We start from the raw sequence: 23,902 nt of genomic DNA, 5'->3' as shown, positions 1-23,902 counted from the left end.
GGCGCATCTCATAGATAGCCACGAAACTGACTGGACGGAAGTGCCGGAAACGTATTCCGGGCAGGTCCAGAGCGCTCGCTTAGTAGTCGTCGCTCTTTTCCGGGGGAACCAGACCCTCGATGCCGGCGAGCAGGTCTTCCTCGGTCATCCGATCGAACGTGACATTCTCCTCGGCGTCATCGGTGTCGGCGGCCGCAACGGCGGCGCCGGTCTGGTCGGCGATCACCTCGCCATCGGCTTCGGGCTCGTCGACCTCGACATGCTTCTGCAGCGAATGGATCAGATCTTCCTTGAGGTCGTCGGGCGACAGCGTCTCGTCGGCGATCTCGCGCAGTGCGATGACCGGGTTCTTGTCGTTGTCGCGAGGAACGGTAATCTGCGCGCCCTGGCTGATCTGGCGAGCACGGTGGCCGGCCAAAAGCACCAGCTCGAAGCGGTTGTCGACCTTGTCGATGCAATCTTCAACGGTTACGCGGGCCATGGACTGCCCCTTTCATGCCTGGATTTGATGGAAACAGGCGCGGTCCATAACCCGAACGCCGCCAAAATACAAGCATCATGCCAAAGTCGGCGCTGCAGGACACGCAATCCTGTGGTCAAACACCCGATTGAAGCAAACGCCGTTGTGCCCATGGCGTCCGACGCCGCGATCACAATTGCTTGCATTGCCCCATCTCGCCTTGGATTGCCAGCAAACTGGCGTTATCTCGGATGGACAAGGTCAGCCGGTTTATTATGAGCCTGACCGATAGTCGCTACCGCATTTCGTTTAGACGGCCGCATTTTTCGAAAAGGAATATTTTCCATGTTCGACCCTCGTGAAAAAATCGCCCTGTTCATCGACGGCGCCAATCTCTATGCGACGTCGCGGGCGCTCGGCTTCGATATCGACTATCGCAAGCTCTTGTCGAGCTTCCAGAAGCGCGGCTATCTCTTGCGCGCCTATTATTACACCGCGCTGGTCGAGGATCAGGAATACTCCTCGATCCGCCCGCTGATCGACTGGCTCGATTACAACGGCTTCAAGGTGGTGACCAAGCCGGCCAAGGAATTCACCGACTCGACCGGCCGCCGCAAGATCAAGGGCAATATGGACATCGAGCTCACCGTCGATGCGCTGGAACTCGCCGATGTCGTCGATCACTATGTCATCTTCTCTGGCGACGGCGACTTCCGCACGCTGGTCGAGGCACTGCAGCGGCGTGGCCGCAAAGTGTCAATCGTCTCGACCATGGCCTCGCAGCCGCCGATGATCTCGGACGATCTGCGCCGCCAGGCCGACCATTTCATCGACCTGACGACGCTGAAGAACGAGGTCGGCCGTGATCCTTCCGAGCGGCCCGTGCGCCGGCCCGAACCGGCTGAAGTCGACGAGGACGATTACTGAGGCCGGTCGCCTTGACCGCCCTTCCGGCTGCCGAACCGAACCGCGACTGCCCGCTCTGCCCGCGGCTGCATGATTTCATTGCGCAGTGGCGGCAGCGCGAGCCGTCCTGGTTCAACGCACCGGTGCCGACCTTCCTGCCATTGGGCGGCGAGGATACCGTCCAGCTTCTGATCGTCGGGCTGGCGCCCGGCCTGCGCGGCGCCAATCGCACCGGGCGTCCCTTCACCGGCGACTATGCCGGCGATCTGCTCTACTCGACGCTAATCGCGCACGGCTTTGCTCGTGGCGAGTTCAAAGCGCGGCCAGATGACGGGCTGGAGCTCGTCGGCACGGCAATCACCAATGCCGTGCGCTGCGTGCCGCCGGAGAACAAGCCGGTCGGCGCCGAAATCTCCACCTGCCGGACATTCCTGGTGCCGACGATCGCCCGCTTCCCAAACCTGCGCGCCGTGCTGGCGCTGGGATCGATCGCGCACCAGTCCACCGTGCGCGCGCTCGGCGGGCGCGTTGCCGCCCATCCGTTCAAACATGGCGGGCAATTGCCGGCCGGCGGCATCACGCTGTTTTCGAGCTATCACTGCTCGCGCTACAACACCAACACCGGTGTCTTGACGGAGGAAATGTTCGTCAACGTGTTCGGCCAGATCGCGGCGTTCCTGCGGAAATAACGCTTGTTCAGAACCCTTCCAGCACGATCTTGCCCTTCGCCTTGCCGGTCTCGATCAGCGCATGGGCGCGCTTCAGATTGGCGGCATTGATCGGACCGAACGTCTCGCCCAGGGTGGTGCGGATGGTGCCGGCGTCGACAAGCCGCGACAGCTCGTTCAGATGCTCGCCCTGCGCGGCCATGTCCTGCGTCTCATACAGCGAGCGGGTGAACATCAGTTCCCAATGCACCGAAACGCTCTTGCGCTTGAACGGATTGATATCGAGCGTCTGGGGATCGTCGATCAACCCGAATCGGCCTTGCGGCGCGATCAATTCGGCGATCTCGGCCAGGTGCCGGTCGGTGTTGGTCGTCGAGAACACGAAGGCTGGTGCGCCGATGCCGAGGGCAGCGACCTCGGCAGCCAACGGCTTGGAATGATCGACGACATGATGGGCGCCAAGATCCAGCACCCAGTCGCGTGTCTCTGGCCTTGACGCGGTGGCGATCACCGTCAGGTCGGTCAGTTGGCGCGCGAGCTGGACCGCAATCGAGCCGACGCCACCGGCGCCGCCGATGATCACGATGGCATTCGCGGCGCCCACGACCGGTTTCTTCACGTCAAGGCGGTCGAACAGCGCCTCAAAGGCGGTGATGGCCGTCAGCGGCAGCGCCGCCGCCGGCGCATAGTCGAGCGAGCCTGGCTTGCGGCCGACAAGACGCTCATCGACAAGGTGGAACTCGGCATTGGTGCCTTGCGGCGCGAGCGCACCGGAATAGAAGACATCGTCACCAGGCTTGAACAGGCTGGCATCGGAACCTGTCGCCGCGACCCGACCGGCGGCGTCCCAACCAAGCACCCGCCACGCTCCCGCTTCGGGTTTGGCACTTTTCCGGATTTTGGTGTCGACCGGATTGACCGAAATTGCCTTCACCTCGACCAGCAGTTGACGGCCTTTCGGCTCCGGCTTGGGCAGGTCGATGTCGACAAGGGAGGCCTCATCGGTGATGGGGGCTGGGATTTGATAGCCGACGGCGCGCATTCTGGTCTCCGCGATTGCTGTTGAGCGTTGTGTGGGGCTGAGATGCGGATTATGTACGCGAAGCGCAAGAATGCACATATAAAGCACATAGTCTCGAAAAGGATACCGTTATGCCGCGCATTCGCCATGAGCGATTCGACTGCAGCCCCGGCTGCACTGTCGAGGGAACGCTCCGTTATATCGACGGAAAGTGGAAAGGTGTCGTGCTCTACCATCTGTTCGAGGGCACGCTGCGTTTCAACGAGATCCGTCGGCGCATTCCAAACTGCACGCAGCGCATGCTGACCAACCAGTTGCGCGAACTAGAAGCCGATGGACTGATTGCCCGCAAGATCTATCCGGAAGTGCCGCCGAAGGTGGAGTACAGCCTGACGCCGCGCGGCAGGAGCCTGGAACCGGTGATCACAGCGTTGAAAGCGTGGGGCGATGCGAACGTGACGCTAGCGCCGGAGATATCCCAGGCCGCGGCTTGAAGCGGCGGCAGCTGCTCAGCAATGGCGGGACGTGCAACCACGTGGTTTGACGATGCCGGCAGCAGCCGGATCGTCAATATTTGCAACAGCATAGTTCGATTTTCGAAGAAACTGATTCGGGCATGTGGCCCTGATCGCGTCGGCCGGAAGACCTCAATGTGCTGATGCAAACAGCGCCGCCAATTTCTCCGGCCCGCCCTGCAAAACGTTGAGGTCGACGTCACCCACAATACCGTCCACGCGCCCCCTGTTGTGGTATTGCCAATAGATCCAGTCGTGGCGGTCCGGCTCCATCAGCAGCGAGCGAAGCCAGAGCGGGCGAGCGGCGATCTGTCCGGCATAGGCGGCCTCAGCCTCATCGGTCAGATAGACGATTGCCGTCTTGCCGAACGCCGCCTCGACGGGGCCAAGGAAAGCCTGGAGTTCGGCATTCAACTGTTCGGGCGATGGACGTTGCGGACAGTTGCCGCCGAACTCGACGTCGACGACCGGCGGCAGCAAGGGCTGATCTTGCGGCACGACCGAGATGAAATTCTTCGCCTGGTCGGCGCCGGGCCGGCAAAAGGTGAAGAAATGATAGGCGCCGACAGCGATGCCAGCCGCACGAGCCTCACGCAGATTGGTGGCAAAGGCGCGATCGACATGATCGCCGCCCTCGGTCGCCTTGATGACGGCGAAGGCGACATCGTCGGCAGCAACGCGTTGCCAGTCGATCTGGCCCTGATGATGGGAGACGTCGATGCCCCTGACCGGATATTTGCCACGGTCGGGAGAATAGGTGTGGAAGTAGATGAAGCCACCGGCCACGGCCAGCGCTGCAAAAACCAAAGTGACCGATCCCCAGAGGATGATCCGGTTCTTCAAGGCTGCCCCCCTCTGGCATCTGCCGACCGCGCTTGCACGAAACTTGAAAGCCAAGCAGGCTTTTCTAGGGCTACCGCGCGATGTTCCTCACCCGCGCTCCTTCAAGAGTCGGCCCTTCTCACGCGACCAGTCGCGCTGCTTCTCGGTTTCGCGCTTGTCGTGCAGCTTCTTGCCGCGGCCGACGGCGAGCAAGAGCTTGGCGCGGCCCTGGTCGTTGAAATAGATTTTTAGCGGCACCAGCGTCATGCCTTCACGGTCGACGCTCTGCGACAGCTTGGCCATCTCGCGCTTGTTGAGCAGGAGTTTGCGGCGTCGCCTGGGCTCGTGGTTGAAGCGGTTGGCCTGCAGATATTCCGGCAGGTAGGAATTGATCAGCCAGATCTCGCCGCCCTCCACCGAGGCATAGCTGTCCTGGATGTTGGCCTGGCCCTGGCGCAGCGACTTGACCTCGGTGCCGGTCAGCACCAAGCCGGCCTCGATCGTGTCGAGCACCTCATAGGAAAACCGCGCCTTGCGGTTTTCCGCAACGGTCTTGTTGTTGGGATCGGCTTTTCTGACTTGATTCATGATGTGGAGAGGTGGCGCCTCATCCTCAATTAATCAAGCCGGCGTGCTTCATCGCCGCATCGATCTTCGCGGCGGTCGACTCCTCGACCGTGACAAGCGGCGACCGCAGCACATTCTCGACCTTACCGAGCTTCGACAGCGCGTATTTGGCGCCGGACACGCCGGGCTCCAGGAAGATCGCCTTGTGCAGCGGCAAGAGACGGTCCTGCAGCTCGAGCGCCTTGGCACTGTCGCCGGACAGCGTCGCTTCCTGGAATTCGGCGCAGAGCCGCGGGGCGACATTCGACGTCACCGAGATGCAGCCGACACCGCCATGGGCGTTGAAGCCGAGCGCCGAGGCATCCTCGCCGGAAAGCTGGATGAAGTCCTTGCCGCAGGTCATGCGTTGCTCGGACACACGCTCGACCTTTCCGGTGGCATCCTTGACGCCGACGATGTTCTTGAAGTCGTGCGCCAGCCGGCCCATCGTCTCCGGCATCATGTCGATCACCGAGCGCGGCGGGATGTTATAGATGATGATCGGCAGCTTGGTCGCCCTGGCGACGGCAGCGAAATGCTCGTAGAGGCCGCGCTGCGTTGGCTTGTTGTAATAGGGGGGTGACGACCAGGGCGGCATCGGCGCCGGCCTTTTTCGGCGTATTGCACGAGGCCGACGGCTTCCGCGGTGTTGTTGGAACCGGCGCCGGCGACGACCGGAGCGCGGCCCTTGGCCACCTCGATGCAGACCTTGACGACATGGCGGTGCTCATCGTGCGACAGCGTCGGCGACTCGCCGGTCGTGCCCACGGGAACCAAGCCTGTCGTGCCTTCTGCGAGCTGCCATTCGACAAACGCGCGAAAGGCTTTCTCGTCGAAACGCCCGCTCTTTTCGAACGGTGTCACGAGCGCAGTAAGCGAGCCTCTCAGCATGTCGTCCAACTCCTTGGGACTTCCTTGTTTATGCATGTCGTTGTCCCCAAAACCGGCATCCACTTTTGGGCGACATGCATCTTTGGTTTATGCGTGTCGTTGTCCCCAAAACCGGTATCCACTTTTGGGCGACATGCATCTTTGGTTTATGCATGTCGTTGCCCAAAGCCGGTATCCACTTTTGGACGACATGCATTGGTGTTTTCGTCGTGCGCGCCTTCTAACCGAAAGCGAAGCGGCGCACCATAGTCTCGACATGGTTGCGCGGCAAGCATTGCCATGGTGCCAGCAAGCGCAATTCGAACGGCCTCGATAACTCTTTGTTTACGAGCCCTTCACGACCTAAGTTTAGGCTTCGAGGCATCTTCGCCGGCTGGTAGAATGCTGGATTAGGGGAAAGACACGAGATCATGCCGACCCGTCGGCCCCACCTCTTCGCGCTGCTTGGCGCCATCGCCGCGCTGATGCCCGGCGTGGCGATCAGCGGCAGCGTCGATGCGCGGGTCACCTCGGCGATCCCGATGCCGAGCCCGCAGGACAATGCGCAGCAGGCCCCCTCGCTCAGCGTTGCGCTGTTGAAAAGCGGGCTGGATGCACTGGCGGCCGGAGACATTCCTACCGCCCGTGGCGTGCGTGACACGCTTCCCGCTCAATCGCTCGACCAGCATATACTGGCCTGGGCGATCGCGCTTTACGGCGGCGACAAGGTGCCGAGCGGCGACATTGCCGCCGCTGCGAAGATGCTGCCCAACTGGCCGGGCACAATTGCCTTGCGCAAGAACAGCGAGCGGGCGCTCTATAGCGAGAACCCCGCCCCCGACATCGTCATTGCGGCATTCGACGGCAGCCAGCCGCAGACATTCGAAGGCGTCATGGTTCTCGCCCGCGCCTATGTGGCGACGAACAATGTCAAGGCGGCACGCTCGGTGCTGTCGCCGTTCTGGCGCTCCACGATCCTGGAAGCCAAGGACGAGACGGCGCTGATCAAGGAATTCGGCAGTCTGATCCCTGCCGCCGACCACCGTTTTCGCATGGACCGTATGTTCTATGCCGATCGGGTGAATTCCGCGCTGCGCGTCGCTGGCCTTGCCGGCGCCCAACAGTTTGCCGAGGCCTGGGCCGCGGCCGACAGAGGCGACAAGAATGCGCTGAAACAGCTGAAGGCGGTGCCGGCATCCCAGCGTTCGGCCGGCTATTTCTTCGCGCAGGCAGAATACCTGCGCAAACAGGAGGACTTTGCCGGCGCCGCCGCCGTCGTGATGAAGGCGCCGACGGACCGCGAGGCTCTGGTCGATCCGGACGCCTGGTGGGTCGAGCGCCGAGTGCTGTCGCGCGAATTGGTCGACCAGGGCGACATGAAGACGGCGTATAAAATTGTCGCCACGCATGCCACCGAAAGTGCCGCCAATGCAGCGGAGGCCGAGTTCCATGCCGGCTGGTACGCGTTGCGCGGCCTCAACGACCCCAAGCTCGCCGCAACGCATTTTTCGCGCATCGCCGATCTTGCCCAGGGGCCGATGACCCTGTCGCGTGCCTATTACTGGCTCGGCCGTGCCGCGGAAGTCGGCGGCCCCGGCAATGCCAAGGACTATTTTGGGCGCGCCGCCACTTACGGCACGACCTTTTACGGCCAGCTTGCCGCCGAACGTGTCGGCCGGCAGGCACTCAACATCGTCTATCCCACGCCCAGTGCCGCCGACCGGCAGAATTTTGCCGGCCGCGAAGCCGTCAGCGCCATCAAGCGGCTGCAGGAGGCAGGCTATGATCGCTATGCCGAAACGCTCTATCGCGACCTTGCCGGGCAGTTGACCAGCCCGGGCGAACTGGCGCTGCTCGCTGTCCTTGCCGAAAAGCAGGACAACCACTTCATGGCGTTGAAGGTCGGCAAGATCGCCGGGGCACGCGGCATCGATGTCGGCGCGCTGTCGCATCCGCTCGGCGTCATCCCTGATTCGGCCAATATTTCCGGCTCGGGCAAGGCACTGGCCTATGCAATCGCCCGGCAAGAGAGCGAGTTCAATGTCGGCGCCGTATCAAGTGCCGGCGCGCGCGGGCTGCTGCAGCTGATGCCGGGAACCGCCAAGCAATTGGCGAAGAAGGCCGGATTGCAGTTTTCGCAGGCACGCCTGACCACCGACGCCGGCTATAACGCGACACTCGGTTCAGCCTTCCTTGGCGAGCAGCTCGATCGCTTCAACGGCTCCTATGTGCTGACCTTCGCCGGCTACAATGCCGGCCCCAACCGGGCCAGCCAGTGGGTGGCGAAATACGGCGACCCACGCGGCAAGGACATCGATGCGGTGGTCGACTGGATCGAGCGGATTCCCTACACGGAAACAAGAAGTTACGTGCAGCGCGTGATGGAGAATTACGAGGTCTACAAGATGCGCATTTCCGGCAAATACGACATTGTCGGCGACCTGGTGAACGGGCGCAGCTGAGGCCTTTTTGTCCTTTCTCCCCTTGTGGGAGAAGGGAAGACCTTCATTTGACCATCCCTGCCCTCGTCTGTAGCAGTCGGAGACGATCCGGCCAGGGAGTCATTTCAGATGTCGAGCACCGAAGTTTTTTCCGACTGCTTCTACAGCGCGCCGGATGGACTGAGACTTCATGCGCGCGTCTATGGCGAAGCGAATTCCGGACACTGGCCGGTCGTCTGCCTGCCTGGCCTGACCCGCAACGCACGGGATTTTCATGAGCTGGCACTGTATCTTTCGACGCGATCTCCGGTAGCGCGCCAGGTGGTTGCCTTCGACTATCGCGGACGCGGACAATCGGCCCACGATCCCGATGTCAGCCACTATAATGTCGGCGTCGAGGCTGGCGACATCCTTGCCGGACTGGCCGCACTCGGCATCGAGGAGGCGGCTTTCATCGGCACCTCACGCGGCGGGTTGATCATCCATGTGCTTGGCGCCTTGCGGCCGGCCGCGCTGAAAGCCATTGTTCTCAACGATATCGGGCCGGTGATCGCGCCGGCCGGTCTCGCCCACATCCAGTCCTATCTCGAACGAGCGCCGAAGCCGAGAACCTTCACCGAGGCGGTGGATGCCCAGCGCAGCGTTCACGGCAAGGATTTTCCCATGCTCACCGACGCCGACTGGACACGGATGGTGTCGGCGCTCTACCGCGACACGGATCAAGGGCTGTTGCCGGATTTTGACCCGAAACTGGTCGACACGGTTGCCAATATCGACCTGTCGCAGCCATTGCCCGCCTTGTGGCCGCAATTCGAGGCACTGGCGGCCATTCCCTTGCTCACCATCCGCGGCGCCAATTCGCGAGTGCTCTCCGCGGACACCATGCGGCAGATGCGTGAGCACCACACGGCGATGGAAACGATCACGGTCGACAGCCAAGGTCACGCGCCATTCCTCGAAACCGGCAACCTGCCCGCCGATATAGCGGCCTTCCTTGATCGGGCTGAGCGCTAAGGCTCGTCGCGTCTGAACGGATCTATGCGACGCGCTTTAGTCTAGGTCTTTGTTCTATGCATGTCGTTCTCCCAAAACCGAGGTCACTTCTAGACGATATGCATTGGAGTTGGAGCATGATGTCGTCCGAAAGCCGCTTCACACTTTCGGCATCATGCTCTGGACCAAACAAAGTAAACCCCAAGACCAGATCTGGTCCTGGGATCATCATGACAGTATATGCAGCCAGGGGAACTATTTAGCCTTCGAGCTTTTCCCGGACGCTTTGGCCGGCTTCGCCGCGGCCGCCTCGCCTGTCTGGCCCCGCTTTGGCGTCGAAGCCGCGGTCAATGGAGACGAAAACACCGAGCTTTCGGCACCGCGCGGCGACTCTTCGCTTCTCGGCGTTTCCAGCACCACGACGCAGCCATCGAGATCGTTGGTGGCCAGATGGGCATAGCGCATGGTCATCGACAAGGTCTGGTGACCAAGCCACATCTGCACGCGCCTGATGTCGATGCCGCCCTGGACAAGGCGCGAGGCGCAGGTGTGGCGCAGGATGTGCGGCACGACCTGATCGTCGGCGCCAAGGCCAACTTCGGCTTTCGCCTCGTTCCAGATCGCACGGAACTGTGCCTGGCTAAGTTTGGTGAACGGGCCTTTGGGCCGGCGGCCTTCGGTCGGAGGCAGTTTGATGACTTCCTTGACCCGCTCGGTCATCGGAATGGTGCGGCTGCGGCCGGATTTGGTGATCCAGAAGGAGACGCGATGTTCCTGGATGTCATTCCAGATCAGTCCGAGTGCTTCGCCAAGGCGGCATCCGGTGTCGACCAGGAAAACCGAAAGCCTGTAGGCATCCTCGCTGCGGCTTCTGATGGCAGCGAACAGCCTTGCCTCTTCCTCCCTCTCGAGGAAGCGAATCCGCCCCGCCCGCTCCTTCTGGCGGCGGAACTCGGGCAGGCTGTGGATATCTCCCATCTTGTAAGCCTTGCGCAGCAGTTTGCTGAGGGCAGCCATCTTTCGATTGATGGTTGCATTGCTGTTGCCGCGCTGGCGCAAGGTGCCGATAAGGTTATCAAGGGTACTTTGGTCAAAGGCGCTGAAACGCTCCCCAAGGAGGATCTCGTCTATCTCGCCGATGAAAGAGCTGACATTGTATTTATGCCGCCCATCATCCCAAAGTATATCCCGGTAAGCTGAAAAAAGCTCTCCGACCCTGTACGATTTTACTTCTCTTATCTTGTTGTAGGTGTACTTGATCTTTGAGTTCTGAGAAGAAAACATCGAAAACGGATCCGGGGGCTACCCTCTTGAATCGCTTCGTTGGTCATAATTGATCACACCCCCGAGTGGATAGATCAGCCCTATCCGCTTGGAAGCGTCCTTTCAAGAGATTTTAATCACGCGGTTGTGATCCCATCCGCCCATCAACGGATCCCACGACATCGTCCCGCGGATTTATTCAGCTACCGATTCCCCCTGTTCCTTCTGTTGCGTTGACCCAGTCACGAAACAAAAACAGCCCGGGCGTTTGTGCGCCCGGGCTGGATTTCACCTGTAAGGAACCAGCCCTTAGAAGGAGCGCTGGAAGCGGAGGAGACCGCCGACGCTGCTCTTCTTGGTTGCACCGGTCCAGTTGGAGAAGTCGGCGTCGTCGAACTTGCCTGCATTGAGGTAGTCGACTTCGGCCGTGATCGTCATGCCGGGAACGATGTCGTAGGCGATGTTCGCGGCGACGCCGAGATTCTTCCACTCGTCATACGAAATCTGGGCGTTGAACGAGGTCTTCTCGTTGAACTTGTAGGTGCCACCGCCCCACACTGCCCAGTTGCCGCCCCACTGCTTGTAGAAGCCGCGGCCGTGCGCGTCGAACGCATTGCCGGCATCGTCGGAGAGGTTGCTGTCGGAGCCGTAACCGCCCATGACCCACAGCTGGATGGCGTCGTTGACGTTCACGTCCAAGCGAACCTTGCCGGCCACTTCTTCGTAGTTGCTGTCGTATGACACAACGCCGGTGATCGCGCCCCAGCCCTGAGTCCACTTCACGCCACCGACGACATGCGGAACGTAGCTGTCGATCGTATGGAAACCGGAGCCCTCTTCGAGCGAGACCACGGCCGAGAAGCCGTTGCCAGCGTCGAAGTAGTACTGGATGACGTTGGTGTCGAAATCACCATACGGAACCAGCGTATCCTGGATGACGTTGCCGGCGTAGCCGATGAACGTATTGAAGGCCGATTCGTCCTTACCGACGCGGAGACCACCGAGCTGGATCCAGGCGAAGTTCAGCGAGGTGCTGTTGCCGGCCTCATTGAGCGAGTTGGTGAGCGGACCGGGGCCGTCAGGGTCAGCACCCAAGTCGGACTGATGGTTGGCGAAGTTCCAGCGGACTTCGGTGTAGGTCTTCAAGGTACCGAGTTCGGTTTCCTGGCCAGTCCAGGTCTTCAACGTGAAGCGGGCCTTCTTGAACCAGGTGTCGTTGCTGCTACCATCCCTGTGATCGGCGCTTGTCGCACCGTCAAACGAACCGATGTCGCCGCCGCCGATGTCGTAACGGACATAGCCGCCGATGCGCAGGCAGGTTTCGGTGCCGGGGATGTAGAAGTAGCCAGCGCCGTAGACGTCGCAAATCTTGACGTATTCAGCGGGTTCCGGCTCGGCGACGACGACGGCGTCGGCGGCGCGCGCACCGGAAACTGCGATCAGGGCCGCAGCGGAGCCGAGAAGAAGGCTCTTGATGTTCATTTTCTGACCTCCAGTCAAAAGTTAAAAAACGGGTCTGGGTATTCTTTGCTGAAGGACAGCGTTCCCTGCCCCATCCCCACTACCGAAAAAGATGCGCACCGCGCCGCTCCTTCGAATTCGACATTACCCATGAGGCGGCGGCGTTCAACCACGATCGTACCTGCGAAAGGGCTGTTCGGCTGCTATCCCCCAGCGTTGTTGCACAAATGACACGATTTGGCCTCACTCAGAAAGCTCTCGTTAACCATTGGCTCCGCCGCAGCGGCCTATTTCCAGCCGAATCCGGCAACCGGCCGACGGAATCATGGCAAGGCCGCGAGTCACCGGCCCGGGAATTGCCGCAGAACCGCCGCACCTGGGAAAGCCGCGGTTCGGTGCGCCGTTATTTTTCCATATAATGACGCGGGCTTGTTGATTGTGCCGGCGCTTTTCTTTATCCAGCGGCGCAACGGAGAGGTGGCCGAGTGGTCGAAGGCGCTCCCCTGCTAAGGGAGTAGAGGTCAAAAGCTTCTCGTGGGTTCGAATCCCATCCTCTCCGCCACCCTACGCCCTGCGGGCTTCGGGTGGCAGGCCACCCGAAGCCGCATTTGGGCGTGGGGTGTCGCCCGAAGCTACGAAGTAGCGTAGGGGGACTATGTGGTACGTTTATTTCCTGCAGCTCCATAATGGTGACGTCTATGTTGGGTCGACAAACGACCTTCGACGCCGGTTCGAATCACATCAGTCGGGCTATGTGACTTCGACCAAGGCTCATCTGCCTGTCGCCTTGAAGACGTATATTGCGGTCGAAACCGAGGCCAATGCACGGCAGCTCGAGCGATATTTCAAGACCGGATCGGGCAAGGCTTTTGCGAGCAAGCGATTTTGGCGATCTGAGCCCCACTGATGGCCCATGACGCTATCTATCTGAGATAAAACGAGAAACGGCCATCCGATCTGCTTTTCGCTGACCTCCGATCTCGATTCTGACTGGAGGTCAGAAAATGAACATCAAGAGCCTTCTTCTCGGCTCCGCTGCGGCCCTGATCGCAGTTTCCGGTGCGCGCGCCGCCGACGCCGTCGTCGTCGCCGAGCCGGAACCCGCTGAATACGTCAAGATCTGCGACGTCTACGGCGCTGGCTACTTCTACATCCCCGGCACCGAGACCTGCCTGCGCATCGGCGGCTATGTCCGTTACGATGCCGCCGGCGGCGATATCGGCTCGTTCGATGGTGCTCGCACTGGTGACGTGACGAGCGGCAAGGACCAGGGCACCTGGTTCAAGAACACCCGCTTCACGCTGAAGACCTGGACCGGCCAGGAAACCGAGCTCGGCACGTTGAAGACCTACACCGAAATGCGCATGAATTTCGGTAATCATAACGCTGATGACGATGTCAATTCCGCCGGCAACAAGGACTTCGACTTGCACTTCGCCTGGGTGCAGCTCGGCGGTCTGCGCGTTGGTCTCGACGAATCGGCCTTCGATACGTTCATCGGCTACGCCGGCAACGTCATCAACGATACGCTGGTTCCTTATGGCGATTTCCAGACGAACGAGATCCAGTATTACTTCGACGCCGGCAACGGTTTCTCGGCCGTGGTTTCGCTGGAAGAAGGTGCGGGCGGCGGCACTCCTGGCTTCTACGGCGTGGGCACGATTGATAGCTATGTTCCGCATGTCGTCGGCGGCGTGAAGTGGACGCAGGGCTGGGGCGGCATCAGCGGCGTCGTTGCTTATGACAGCAACTATGAGTCGGTGGCCGGCAAGATTCGCTTGGACGTCAACGTCTCCAACGAACTGTCGCTGTTCGTCATCGGTGGTTACGGCTCTGACGGCAAGCTCAATGATGTTAATCGCGATAGCGGCGGTTTCATCGTTGGTAGCCCCGCGGGCGGCCGCGGCTTCTACAAACAGTGGGGCGGCAATTGGGCATTCTGGGCCGGCGGCACCTACAAGTTCAACGAGAAGACCTCGTTCAATCTCCAGGTGTCGGGTGATCAGTGGAAGAATTACGGGGTCGCGGCGAACGTTGCCTACACTCTCGTTCCGGGCTTCACGGTCACCGGCGAAGTTGACTACCTTCACGACGGCAAGTTCGACGAGGCCGACAACTCGAACTGGACCGGCGCCACCAAGAAGAACAGCGTCGGCGGTATCATCCGCTTCCAGCGCGACTTCTAAGACCAGATACTTTCGGAGACAAGAAACCCGGCGGGCAACCGCCGGGTTTTCGTTGCCGGCACGACCCTCGACCATCAGATGGTGGCATGGATATCGGGGAGAATAAATGTGAAGCGGGGCAGTCGAAGAACGCCTTGGTGGTGCGGCCTTCGCCCCTACCGTCTTGGCCGAGGGTTGGGACCTTCAGGTACATTGACCAGGCGAGCGGCTGCCCATCTTGTCTCGCCGGCAAAAGGGGCGGGAGAATCCGGCAAATCCGACGTGATGCTGACCTCCAAGGACACATCGCATTCCCTGCCGACGCCTCCTCCGGACTTGCACCACCCCCCGCCACGCTAGCAAGAAACTCCCTTTCCAAGCGAGCTCCCACCATGCGTCAGCGCCCTGCCCTCTCGCCGATCATTGCAGCACTCCCCTCAACCGTGCCGTTTGTCGGCCCGGAAGCACAGGAGCGCGAGCGCGGGCGGGCTTTTCGTGCCCGCATCGGCGCCAATGAAAGCAGTTTTGGCCCTTCGCCACGCGTCATCGCCCGCATGGAGCGCGTTGCGCGCGACCAGTGGATGTATTGCGATCCCGATAATTACGAGTTGAAGGTGGCGGCGGCCGCGCATCACGGCGTGGCAATCGAGAATGTCGTTGTCGGCGAAGGCATCGATGGCCTGCTCAGCCTGGTGGCGCGCATGTATGTGGCGCCTGGCGATGCGGTGGTGACCTCGCTCGGCGCCTATCCGACCTTCAACTTCCATGTTGCCGGCGTCGGCGGGCGGCTGGTGGCCGTCCCCTACGTGAACGACCACGAAAGTCTGGATGGTTTGCTCGCGGCTGTCGTCAAGGAGAAGGCACCGTTGGTCTATCTGTCCAACCCGGACAATCCGATGGGCAGTTGGTGGGAAGCGGACGAGGTGATCCGCTTCATCGAAGCGTTGCCGCAGACCACCATGCTGGTGCTCGACGAGGCCTATGGCGAATTGGGGCCGGCCTCGGCTTTGCCGCCGATCGATGTCTCGCGGCCGAATGTCATCCGCATGCGAACCTTTTCAAAGGCTTACGGGCTTGCCGGCATACGCTGCGGCTATGCGATTGCGGAGACCCAGGTGATCCGCGACTTCGAGAAGATCCGCAACCACTATGGCGTCAGCCGCATGGCGCAGATCGCCGGCGTCGAGGCGCTTGCCGACCGGGCCTATCTCGAGACGGTGGTGGCGCGGGTGGCTGCCGGGCGCCGGCGCATCGCGGCGATCGCCGAGCAGAACGGGTTGCAGCCGCTGGCCTCGGCGACCAATTTCGTCACCATCGATTGTGGCCATGATGGTGCCTTCGCGCTGAAAGTGCTGCAGGGGCTGCTGTCGCGCGATGTGTTCATCCGCAAGCCGATGGCGCCAGGGCTCGACCGCTGCGTCCGCGTCAGCGTCGGCCTCGACCACGAGCTGGACATTTTTGCCGAGGAATTGCCCGGCGCCTTGGCGGCGGCGCGAGGGAACTAGCCAATTTCGCGGCGTTCGGATGCCGGCGCTCCGCCTAGCAGATCCCTGACGCGTGCCAGCATATCCGACAACTCGGCGGCCTCCTCGTCGCCCAGGCCCGCGGTCAGGCGGGTAAGATCGCGATCCGCCGCCGCCTGGAGTGCGGCAAGCGCGGCCTCACCGCGGACGGTGAGCGCAAGGACACGCCGGCGCAGAGCATCGGAGCCGGGGAGCGTTTCGATCAGGCCGGCGGAAGAGAATTTTCGAAGGATTCTCGTGACATAGGCAGGATCCAGCTGGAGCTCCCGGGCAATGTCGGACGCTGCCGGTCCGAAATCGATCTGAAGCGCCCGTGCGAGAAAGCCTGCCTTGCCGCCAGGGCTGGTCGCAATATAGCCGGGCCGACGGCCCAGTTCGAACAGCACCCGCGCCTCGGTCAACGTATAGGCACTGTGCGTCAAAGTTTCGTCGAGAAGCCCGATCAGGCCGGTATAGAACCGGTTGAAGCACCTGAGGTCGCGGACCAAGGCATTCCGATCGGTTGGCATGTCAAGCGTCCCAGACAATTTCCATGCTGCCGGATCATCGCGAAAAAGTTGACTTAGTCAATTATTTATTGGCGCAAGTCATCTATCTCAGGACAAGCGATGACTCAATTTGATAGCATCCTCCGTTCAAGCCAGTTGCCTTCGTTCGATCCTGCGCCAGACTCTGTGCAAGGGAGCGAGCGATGAACGATCGGAAACGGGCAGTGCAGGCCCGCATACACGGCAGAGTGCAAGGCGTCGGCTACAGGATCTGGGCGAGAGGCGAAGCGGCCGGGCTTGGGCTGGTGGGCTGGGTGCGCAACGAAAGAGACGGCTCGGTGACGGCATGGCTTGCCGGCGCCGACGCGGCGGTTTCGGCCATGATCGAACGGCTCTGGCAAGGCCCGGCAGGCGCTTCGGTCTCACGGGTCGACGTGGAGGAGTTCGAGACCTGGACCGCGCCTGGAGACTTCAGGATCGTCGCATAGGTGCATGCGCGTCTTGAATTCATCGGATGCCCTTGAATTAATTGAACGTTCGTTTTATTATCTTCGCCTTAACGAGGTGATCATGGCGCGCACCACAGGATCCGACGGCGGGCGAACTGAAGCGGCGGTCCGCGAAGCGGCGGTCAATTTGATCGCGCGCCACGGCTACGAGGCCATGTCGATGCGCCAGCTGGCCGCCGAGGTCGGCGTGCAGGCGGCCGCGCTCTACCGCTATTTCCCAACCAAGGAAGACCTGCTGTTCACCCTGATGCGCGAGCACATGGAAGGGCTTCGCGAGGCCTGGGAACATATCAGGCCAACCGGCGCCGATCCGACAGAGCAGCTTGCGGCCTATGTGCGCAACCATATCGCTTTCCACATCGAGCGCCGGCACGCCACGCATGTGTCGAACATGGAATTGCGCAGCCTGTCGCCCGACAGGCTGACACAAATGCTGCGCATGCGCACGGCCTACGAAAAGGAACTGCGCACCATCTTGCGCGATGGCGCCGAGACCGGCGCCTTCAGCATCGAGGACACCGGCCTGACGGCCATGGCGCTAATCCAGATGATGACCGGCGTCATCGTCTGGTATCGCCCTGGCGAGCGGCTGTCGGTTCCTGAAGTAACAGCGACATATCTTTCGATGACAATGCGCCTGGTTGGCGCGAGGATGGATACCTACAGCGCCGCACGCCCCTCGGACGTGCAAAGGACGCTGTAGCACTTGAATTTTGCGCATGATCCTTTCCGAAAATCGAAGTCGATTTTCGGGGTCATGCGGCAGGAGGAACGCCATGTACACGAACACGCTCAGCTTCGGGCATGACGAGGACATCGAGGCGTTGCGCGACCTGGTGCGGCGCTTCGCCCAGGACAGGATCGCGCCGATCGCCGGCGACATCGATCGCCAGAACGAATTTCCGGCGCATCTGTGGCGCGAGCTCGGAGAACTCGGCCTGCTCGGCATCATCGCCGATCCCGATTTCGGCGGCAGCGGCATGGGCTACCTCGCCCATGTGATCGCGGTGGAAGAGATTTCCCGCGCCTCGGCTTCAGTCGGCCTCTCCTACGGCGCCCATTCCAATCTTTGCGTCAACCAGATCAACCGCTGGGCAACGCCGGCGCAGAAGGAAAGATTCCTGCCGCCGCTGTGTTCGGGCGAGCGCGTTGGCGCGCTGGCGATGTCGGAATCCGGCGCCGGCTCCGACGTCGTCTCGCTCAAGCTGCGTGCCGAAAAGCGCAACGACCGCTATGTGCTCAACGGCACCAAGATGTGGATCACCAACGGGCCGGACGCCGATACGCTGGTCGTCTACGCCAAGACCGATCCGGAGCGGAAATCGCGCGGCATCACCGCTTTCATCGTCGAGAAGGCGATGACGGGATTCTCCGTGGCGCAGAAACTCGACAAGCTCGGCATGCGCGGCTCCAACACCGGGGAGTTGGTGTTCGAGGATGTCGAGGTGCCGTTCGACAACGTGCTGCATGAAGAAGGACGTGGCGTCGAGGTGCTGATGTCGGGCCTCGACTACGAGCGCACGGTGCTTGCCGGCGGCCCGATCGGCCTGATGGCCGCCTGCCTCGATGTGGCGATCCCCTATGTGCACGACCGCAAGCAGTTCGGTCAGCCGATCGGCGAATTCCAGCTGGTGCAAGGCAAGCTGGCCGACATGTACACGGTGATGAACGCCGCGCGCGCTTACGTCTACGCCGTCGCGGCCGCCTGCGACCGCGGCCAGACGACCCGCAAGGATGCCGCCGGCTGCGTGCTGTTCGCCGCCGAGAAGGCGACGCAGATGGCGCTCGACGCGCTTCAGCTGCTGGGCGGCAATGGCTATATCAACGACTATCCGACCGGCCGCTTGCTGCGCGACGCCAAGCTCTACGAGATCGGCGCCGGCACCAGCGAAATCCGGCGCTGGTTGATCGGCCGCGAGATCATGGCGGAGGGGGTGTGAGCATGGCCGTCCTGCAAACCCAGATCTCCCCCTCCTCCGACACCTTTCGCGCCAATGCCGAACGCATGCGCGAACTGGTCGCTGATATCGCCGAAAAGGCTGCCACCGTTGAGCGCGGCGGCTCGGAGGAGGCACGCGAGCGCCATGTCGGCCGCGGCAAGCTGTTGCCGCGCGAACGGCTCGCGCAATTGCTCGACACCGGCTCGCCGTTCCTCGAGATCGGCCAGTTCGCGGCGTGGTCAATGTATGGCGAGGAGATTTCCTCGGCCGGCATGATCGCCGGCGTCGGCCGGGTCGAGGGCACCGAGGTGATGATCGTCGTCAACGACGCCACGGTGAAGGGTGGCACCTACTATCCGCTGACGGTGAAAAAGCACCTGCGCGCCCAGGAGATCGCGCTGCAGAACAATCTGCCCTGCATCTACCTGGTCGACAGCGGCGGCGCCAACCTGCCCAACCAGGACGAGGTGTTTCCCGACCGCGAGCATTTCGGCCGCATCTTCTACAACCAGGCCAACATGTCCGCCGCCGGCATCCCGCAGATCGCCTGCGTCATGGGGTCCTGCACCGCGGGTGGCGCCTATGTGCCGGCGATGTCGGACGAGACGATCATGGTGCGCAACCAGGCGACGATCTTCCTCGGCGGACCGCCACTGGTGAAGGCGGCCACCGGCGAGGATGTCAGCGCCGAGGATCTGGGTGGCGCGGATGTGCATACGCGGCTTTCCGGCGTCGCCGACCACTATGCGATGGACGACGAACATGCGCTCGCCATCTGCCGTCGCATCGTCAAAAACCTAAATCGGAACAAGACCGTAAGTCTGAACTTACAGAGATCGATTCCGCCACTTCATCCGGCGGACGAACTCTATGGCGTCGTGCCGACCGATCTGCGCCAGCCCTATGATGTGCGCGAGGTGATCGCGCGCCTTGTCGACGGGTCCGAATTCGACGAGTTCAAGCAGAACTACGGCACAACGCTGATTACCGGCTTTGCCCATCTCCACGGCATGCCGGTCGGCATCATCGCCAACAACGGCGTGCTGTTCTCCGAAAGCGCGCTGAAGGGCGCGCACTTCATCGAATTGTGCTGCCAGCGCAGGATCCCGCTGGTCTTCCTGCAGAACATCACCGGCTTCATGGTCGGCCGGAAGTACGAGGCAGGCGGCATCGCCAAGGACGGCGCCAAGCTGGTGATGGCGGTTGCCACCGCCAGGGTGCCGAAGGTGACCGTCATCATCGGCGGTTCGTTCGGTGCCGGCAACTACGGCATGTGCGGCCGGGCCTATTCGCCGCGCTTCCTGTGGATGTGGCCGAACGCCCGCATCTCGGTGATGGGCGGCGAGCAGGCGGCGACCGTGCTTGCCATGGTCAAGCGCGAAGGCATCGAGCGCAAGGGCGGGGAGTGGAGCGCGGAGGAGGAGGCGAAATTCAAGAAGCCGATCCTGATGAAATACGAGCATGAGGGCCATCCGCTCTACTCGTCCGCCCGCCTCTGGGATGACGGCATCATCGACCCGGCGAAGACGCGCGAGGTGCTGGCGCTCAGCCTGTCCGCGGCGCTGAACGCCGAAATCGAGGACACGCGCTTCGGCGTGTTCAGGATGTGAGATGAGCAAGGCGCTGGACAGGCTCCGCATCCACATCGGCGACATCACGAAACTGGATGTCGACGCCATCGTCAATGCCGCCAATTCGTCGCTGCTGGGCGGCGGCGGGGTCGATGGCGCCATCCATCGCGCGGCGGGCCGCGAACTCGAGTTCGAATGCCGGATGCTGAACGGATGCAAGGTCGGCGACGCCAAGATCACCAAGGGTTATAAACTGCCGGCTCGGCACATCATCCACACGGTCGGACCAGTCTGGCTAGGCGGCGGCAAGGGCGAAGCCGAACTGCTGGCCTCCTGCTATCGCAGGTCGCTGGAACTCGCGGCCGCCAATGGCTGCCGCACGGTGGCGTTTCCGGCGATCTCGACCGGTGTTTATCGCTACCCGAAAGATGAGGCGACCGAGATCGCCGTCAGCACGGTCAGCATGGTCGTCGAAGAGAAAAACATGCCCGAAACCGTCATCTTCTGCTGCTTCGACGAGCAAACGGCGCAACTATACCGACGAACCGTTGCTGCGCTTGGGGAAGGCTGAACTGTATGGACCAATCGATTCATCAGCATAGGCAAACTCGAATCCCCGCCAACGAACTGGCGGCGGGGCAAAATATTCGCTACTGCTCGCCCTGTTCAGATCAATGGGGACAGGGTGGAAATGAAACTGAAATATTGCCGGATAGCTGCCGCTTCGATACTTTCCCTCCCTCTAATATTCTCGACAACAGGGTACAGCCAGGCCGGGTCGCTTTCAGGCAGCAAGGGAGACGTGCGTTTTCCGCCGACCATGGGCTCGGATCCGAAGAGCGAATGCAACGTTGCCTACAAGGCCTATGTCGCGGCGAGCGGTCATTCGGCCTACGCCACGACCTTTTATTCGCGCGTTGTCGACCTCTACATCATCTGCGGCACGAAGCTCAACGCGCCGTCCCAGAAGGCAGCGGAAGAAATGGCGCTGCGCGGCTGCCAGGCCGGCCTGTCGAAGTGGAAGGTCAAGACCGCAAGCGGCGGCTGCGCGATCTCGGCATCGAAGTAGGCAGGCGGGCGTCATTGGTAGAGCACTCCCTTGGTAAGGGAGTGCTCTACGCGCGGCGGACTGCAAAGCAGCATCCGGCGAGGGGAAAGCCTATCCATGTAGGTTTGCGGGACAGCGCCCCCCTCTGTCCTGCCGGACATCTCCCCCGCTTGGGGGAGATCGATCGGCGCCTCGGCTATCGCCAACTCCCACCATTGAAAGAAGAGCGGCAGCGCTGCAGCTGCCAATCTCCCCCCTCGTGGGGGAGATGTCCGGCAGGACAGAGGGGGGCGCGAAGGAACGCCTGCATCGCTTTCAGCAAGCCCTGGCTATGGAGGCTCCATGTTCAGCAAAATCCTGATCGCCAATCGGGGCGAGATCGCGTGTCGTGTGATCCGCACGGCCCGCAAGCTTGGTGTGCGCACCGTCGCCGTCTATTCGGATGCCGACGCGAAATCGCTGCATGTCGAAATGGCCGACGAGGCTGTTCATATCGGCGCCTCTCCAGTCGGCGAGAGCTATCTGCGTGGCGACAAGATTGTCGCGGCGGCGCTTTCGACGGGGGCGCAGGCCATCCATCCCGGTTACGGCTTCCTGTCGGAAAATCCTGATTTCGTCGACCAGGTGGTGGCAGCGGGACTCACCTTCATCGGCCCGTCGGCGGCCTCGATCCGCGCCATGGGACTCAAGGACGCCGCCAAGCGGCTGATGGAAAAGGCCGGCGTGCCGGTGGTGCCGGGCTATCATGGCGAGGCGCAGGAGATCGTGCTGCTTGCGTCCAAGGCACGCGAAATCGGTTATCCCGTATTGATCAAGGCGCGCGCCGGCGGCGGCGGCAAGGGCATGCGGCGCGTCGAGCATCCCGATGATTTCTCCGAAGCGCTGTCTAGCGCCCGGCGCGAAGCGAAAGCCGCGTTCGGCGACGACCGCGTGCTGGTCGAAAAATATGTCGACAAGCCCCGGCACATCGAAGTGCAGGTGTTCGGCGACAATTTCGGCAATGCCGTGCATCTCTTCGAACGCGACTGCTCGGCGCAGCGCCGCCACCAGAAGGTGATCGAGGAAGCGCCCGCCCCCGGCATGACGCCGGCTTTGCGCAAGGCGATGACGGAAGCGGCGGTGAAGGCCGCCAAGGCGATCAACTATTCCGGCGCGGGCACCATCGAATTCATCGTCGATGCCTCGCAAGGCCTCCAGGCCGACCGCTTCTGGTTCATGGAAATGAACACGCGCCTGCAGGTCGAGCATCCCGTCACCGAAATGGTCACCGGCACCGATCTGGTCGAATGGCAGCTGCGGGTCGCCAGCGGCGAAAAGCTGCCGAAGACGCAGACCGAGATCGTGCTTGCCGGCCATGCCTTCGAGGCGCGCATCTATGCGGAGGACGCGGCAAAAGGGTTCCTGCCGGCAACGGGCACGCTGCACCATATCAAATTTCCGGAAGCAGCACCCGACGCGGCGACGATGCGCATCGAAACCGGTGTACGGGCCGGCGATGCCATCTCGCCCTATTACGATCCGATGATCGCGAAGCTGGTCGTCCATGCAAAGGACCGGCAGTCAGCGCTGGAAGCCCTCGGCACGGCCCTGTCGCAAACCGAGATCGCCGGCTCCACCGTCAACACCGCCTTTCTTGCCGCCCTTGCCGCCGATCCGGACTTTTGCGCCGGTGACGTCGACACCGGCCTGATCGGCAGACATCAGGCGGCACTGACCGAGGTCGCACCGCCGACCGGCGAAATCGTCGCGGCTGCCGCCCTTGCCGCCTCCGGCGCAGAAGCTTTGCCGCCATCGAACGAGCCATGGTCTTCGCTTTCCGGCTACGCGCATTTCCACGGCGTGGCGCGGCGCACGGGGCTGAAGTTCGGCGAGGCCGATATTTTGGCAAAGGTTTCGGTGCGGCCGGACGGGCGCTTCCAGGTGGCGCTCGGTGCGCCCTATGACAGCGCCAATGCACATGATTTTCGCGCCGTTCCCCGCCTCGCCCGCTGGCCGGGCCACATCACGGTGTTCGAAGGCGCCGTCGGCTATACATTCGCGGTGCAGGACCCGTTGGCTCGCAGCGATGACGCAGCTGCCGCCTCCGGCAGCCTGCGCGCGCCGATGCCGGGCCTGGTCAAGCTGGTGCGCGTGGCCAAGGGCGACGCGGTGATCAAGGGACAAGCGCTGCTGATCCTCGAGGCAATGAAGATGGAACACACCATCGCCGCCCCGCATGACGGGGTGGTTGCCGAGATCGCCGTGGAGGGAGCACAGGTCACCGACGGGACGGTGCTGGTGCGGTTCGTCGAGGAGCAGAACGCGTAGAGCTCGATCCCGAAAACTGGATCCGGTTTTCGGAAATGATCTATCGCGACATCCCAAGGCGCATTGGAAGCGCCCTGCCAAAATGAAAGCGGCCGCGACGAGATGGCCGCCGGCAGCGCCCAATCGCGATAAAACATAAAACGCAACCCCTTTTTATATGTCGATATTGTCAATCTCGCTCTTGGCTTATTCAGGGTCCATTGGATAGAAAAAAGCATACATAATATTTTACTCAAAGACCTTTTTACCATTCGCTGGCCTGAAATTTGCTTTGGGTTTATTTATAGCCTATACCTACCCTGGGTTTGATATCTGCAAATAATGG

At 61.7% G+C, this 23,902-nt stretch carries 21 protein-coding genes, 1 tRNA gene and 2 pseudogenes; 16 read left to right on the top strand and 8 right to left on the bottom strand.

Going from position 1 to position 23,902, the window contains the following annotated elements; all coding sequences use genetic code 11:
• Window positions 1-79: 79 nt before the first annotated feature.
• Window positions 80-481 carry a DNA-directed RNA polymerase subunit omega gene (rpoZ, locus tag HB778_RS24925; protein ID WP_183457793.1) on the bottom strand — a complete coding sequence of 134 codons (402 nt, stop codon included), beginning with the start codon at window positions 479-481 and terminating at the stop codon, window positions 80-82.
• A gap of 324 nt (window positions 482-805) precedes the next feature.
• Here rpoZ and HB778_RS24920 point away from each other — a divergent pair, with 324 nt between their 5' ends.
• Complete coding sequence (locus HB778_RS24920) at window positions 806-1,387, top strand: NYN domain-containing protein (RefSeq protein ID WP_010915096.1); 582 nt, start codon at window positions 806-808, stop codon at window positions 1,385-1,387.
• 11 nt (window positions 1,388-1,398) lie between these two features.
• On the top strand, window positions 1,399-2,055 hold the full coding sequence (locus HB778_RS24915) for a uracil-DNA glycosylase (RefSeq protein ID WP_183457792.1): 657 nt from the start codon (window positions 1,399-1,401) through the stop codon (window positions 2,053-2,055).
• 7 nt (window positions 2,056-2,062) lie between these two features.
• On the opposite strand, the gene HB778_RS24910 is transcribed toward HB778_RS24915, so the two are convergent.
• Window positions 2,063-3,076 carry a zinc-binding alcohol dehydrogenase family protein gene (locus tag HB778_RS24910; RefSeq protein ID WP_183457791.1) on the bottom strand — a complete coding sequence of 338 codons (1,014 nt, stop codon included), beginning with the start codon at window positions 3,074-3,076 and terminating at the stop codon, window positions 2,063-2,065.
• A 110-nt stretch (window positions 3,077-3,186) separates the two neighbouring features.
• Here HB778_RS24910 and HB778_RS24905 point away from each other — a divergent pair, with 110 nt between their 5' ends.
• Window positions 3,187-3,549 (top strand): winged helix-turn-helix transcriptional regulator, encoded by a 363-nt coding sequence (locus tag HB778_RS24905; RefSeq protein ID WP_183457790.1) that lies wholly within the window; start codon window positions 3,187-3,189, stop codon window positions 3,547-3,549.
• Window positions 3,550-3,702: 153 nt separating this feature from the next.
• Here the strand turns inward: HB778_RS24905 and HB778_RS24900 are convergent, their stop codons facing one another.
• From HB778_RS24900 to dapA, 3 genes and pseudogenes are all read right to left on the bottom strand, one after another.
• Window positions 3,703-4,413 carry a glycoside hydrolase family 25 protein gene (locus tag HB778_RS24900; RefSeq protein WP_183457789.1) on the bottom strand — a complete coding sequence of 237 codons (711 nt, stop codon included), beginning with the start codon at window positions 4,411-4,413 and terminating at the stop codon, window positions 3,703-3,705.
• Between the two features lie 87 nt (window positions 4,414-4,500).
• The gene (smpB, locus tag HB778_RS24895; RefSeq protein WP_006202221.1) at window positions 4,501-4,980 is read right to left on the bottom strand and encodes an SsrA-binding protein SmpB; all 480 of its coding nucleotides are present in this window, start codon (window positions 4,978-4,980) and stop codon (window positions 4,501-4,503) included.
• A 25-nt stretch (window positions 4,981-5,005) separates the two neighbouring features.
• A pseudogene (gene dapA / locus HB778_RS24890) lies at window positions 5,006-5,889 on the bottom strand (4-hydroxy-tetrahydrodipicolinate synthase).
• A gap of 410 nt (window positions 5,890-6,299) precedes the next feature.
• Between dapA and HB778_RS24885 the strand changes: the two are divergent.
• Both HB778_RS24885 and HB778_RS24880 read left to right on the top strand, forming a co-directional pair.
• Window positions 6,300-8,330, top strand: a complete 2,031-nt coding sequence (locus HB778_RS24885; protein WP_183457788.1) for a lytic transglycosylase domain-containing protein — start codon at window positions 6,300-6,302, stop codon at window positions 8,328-8,330.
• Window positions 8,331-8,438: 108 nt separating this feature from the next.
• Window positions 8,439-9,323: an alpha/beta fold hydrolase gene (locus HB778_RS24880; RefSeq protein WP_183457787.1), complete on the top strand. Its 885-nt coding sequence runs from the start codon at window positions 8,439-8,441 to the stop codon at window positions 9,321-9,323.
• Window positions 9,324-9,557: 234 nt separating this feature from the next.
• Here the strand turns inward: HB778_RS24880 and HB778_RS24875 are convergent.
• Window positions 9,558-10,633 (bottom strand): annotated as a pseudogene (locus HB778_RS24875) (tyrosine-type recombinase/integrase).
• A gap of 241 nt (window positions 10,634-10,874) precedes the next feature.
• Window positions 10,875-12,047: a porin gene (locus HB778_RS24870; protein ID WP_183457786.1), complete on the bottom strand. Its 1,173-nt coding sequence runs from the start codon at window positions 12,045-12,047 to the stop codon at window positions 10,875-10,877.
• Between the two features lie 450 nt (window positions 12,048-12,497).
• On the opposite strand from HB778_RS24870, the gene HB778_RS24865 reads away from it, so the two are divergent.
• The 4 genes from HB778_RS24865 to HB778_RS24850 all read left to right on the top strand — a co-directional run bounded on the left by HB778_RS24865 (window position 12,498) and on the right by HB778_RS24850 (window position 15,696).
• Window positions 12,498-12,588 (top strand) — tRNA-Ser (locus HB778_RS24865).
• A gap of 93 nt (window positions 12,589-12,681) precedes the next feature.
• On the top strand, window positions 12,682-12,933 hold the full coding sequence (locus HB778_RS24860) for a GIY-YIG nuclease family protein (protein ID WP_183457785.1): 252 nt from the start codon (window positions 12,682-12,684) through the stop codon (window positions 12,931-12,933).
• Window positions 12,934-13,030: 97 nt separating this feature from the next.
• Entirely contained in the window at window positions 13,031-14,212 is a 1,182-nt protein-coding gene (locus HB778_RS24855) for a porin (protein WP_183457784.1), read from the top strand.
• Window positions 14,213-14,583: 371 nt separating this feature from the next.
• On the top strand, window positions 14,584-15,696 hold the full coding sequence (locus HB778_RS24850; protein ID WP_183457783.1) for a pyridoxal phosphate-dependent aminotransferase: 1,113 nt from the start codon (window positions 14,584-14,586) through the stop codon (window positions 15,694-15,696).
• Here HB778_RS24850 and HB778_RS24845 read toward each other — a convergent pair.
• Entirely contained in the window at window positions 15,693-16,223 is a 531-nt protein-coding gene (locus HB778_RS24845; RefSeq protein ID WP_183457781.1) for a MarR family winged helix-turn-helix transcriptional regulator, read from the bottom strand. The two genes, HB778_RS24850 and HB778_RS24845, sit on opposite strands and share 4 nt — an antisense overlap.
• Window positions 16,224-16,405: 182 nt before the next feature.
• Between HB778_RS24845 and HB778_RS24840 the strand changes: the two genes are divergently transcribed.
• The 7 genes from HB778_RS24840 (at window position 16,406) to HB778_RS24810 (ending at window position 23,577) form a co-directional block, all read left to right on the top strand.
• Window positions 16,406-16,690 (top strand): acylphosphatase, encoded by a 285-nt coding sequence (locus HB778_RS24840; RefSeq protein WP_183457779.1) that lies wholly within the window; start codon window positions 16,406-16,408, stop codon window positions 16,688-16,690.
• An 82-nt stretch (window positions 16,691-16,772) separates the two neighbouring features.
• Entirely contained in the window at window positions 16,773-17,414 is a 642-nt protein-coding gene (locus HB778_RS24835; protein ID WP_183457777.1) for a TetR/AcrR family transcriptional regulator, read from the top strand.
• Between the two features lie 73 nt (window positions 17,415-17,487).
• Window positions 17,488-18,651, top strand: coding sequence for an isovaleryl-CoA dehydrogenase (locus HB778_RS24830; protein WP_183457775.1), 1,164 nt, complete (start codon window positions 17,488-17,490; stop codon window positions 18,649-18,651).
• Window positions 18,652-18,653: 2 nt separating this feature from the next.
• Window positions 18,654-20,261, top strand: coding sequence for a carboxyl transferase domain-containing protein (locus HB778_RS24825; protein WP_183457773.1), 1,608 nt, complete (start codon window positions 18,654-18,656; stop codon window positions 20,259-20,261).
• A gap of 1 nt (window position 20,262) precedes the next feature.
• A complete protein-coding gene (locus tag HB778_RS24820) occupies window positions 20,263-20,793 on the top strand; it encodes an O-acetyl-ADP-ribose deacetylase (RefSeq protein WP_183457771.1) in 531 nt (176 codons plus the stop codon).
• 231 nt (window positions 20,794-21,024) lie between these two features.
• Entirely contained in the window at window positions 21,025-21,291 is a 267-nt protein-coding gene (locus tag HB778_RS24815) for a hypothetical protein (RefSeq protein ID WP_348524629.1), read from the top strand.
• Window positions 21,292-21,612: 321 nt separating this feature from the next.
• A complete protein-coding gene (locus HB778_RS24810; protein ID WP_183457767.1) occupies window positions 21,613-23,577 on the top strand; it encodes an acetyl/propionyl/methylcrotonyl-CoA carboxylase subunit alpha in 1,965 nt (654 codons plus the stop codon).
• Window positions 23,578-23,902 lie beyond the last annotated feature (325 nt).

This window comes from Mesorhizobium huakuii (assembly GCF_014189455.1).
Taxonomy (GTDB): Bacteria; Pseudomonadota; Alphaproteobacteria; order Rhizobiales; family Rhizobiaceae; genus Mesorhizobium; species Mesorhizobium huakuii_A.
The sequence above is the reverse complement of the archived record's forward strand: the minus strand, read 5'-3'. Positions and strand labels throughout refer to the sequence as shown.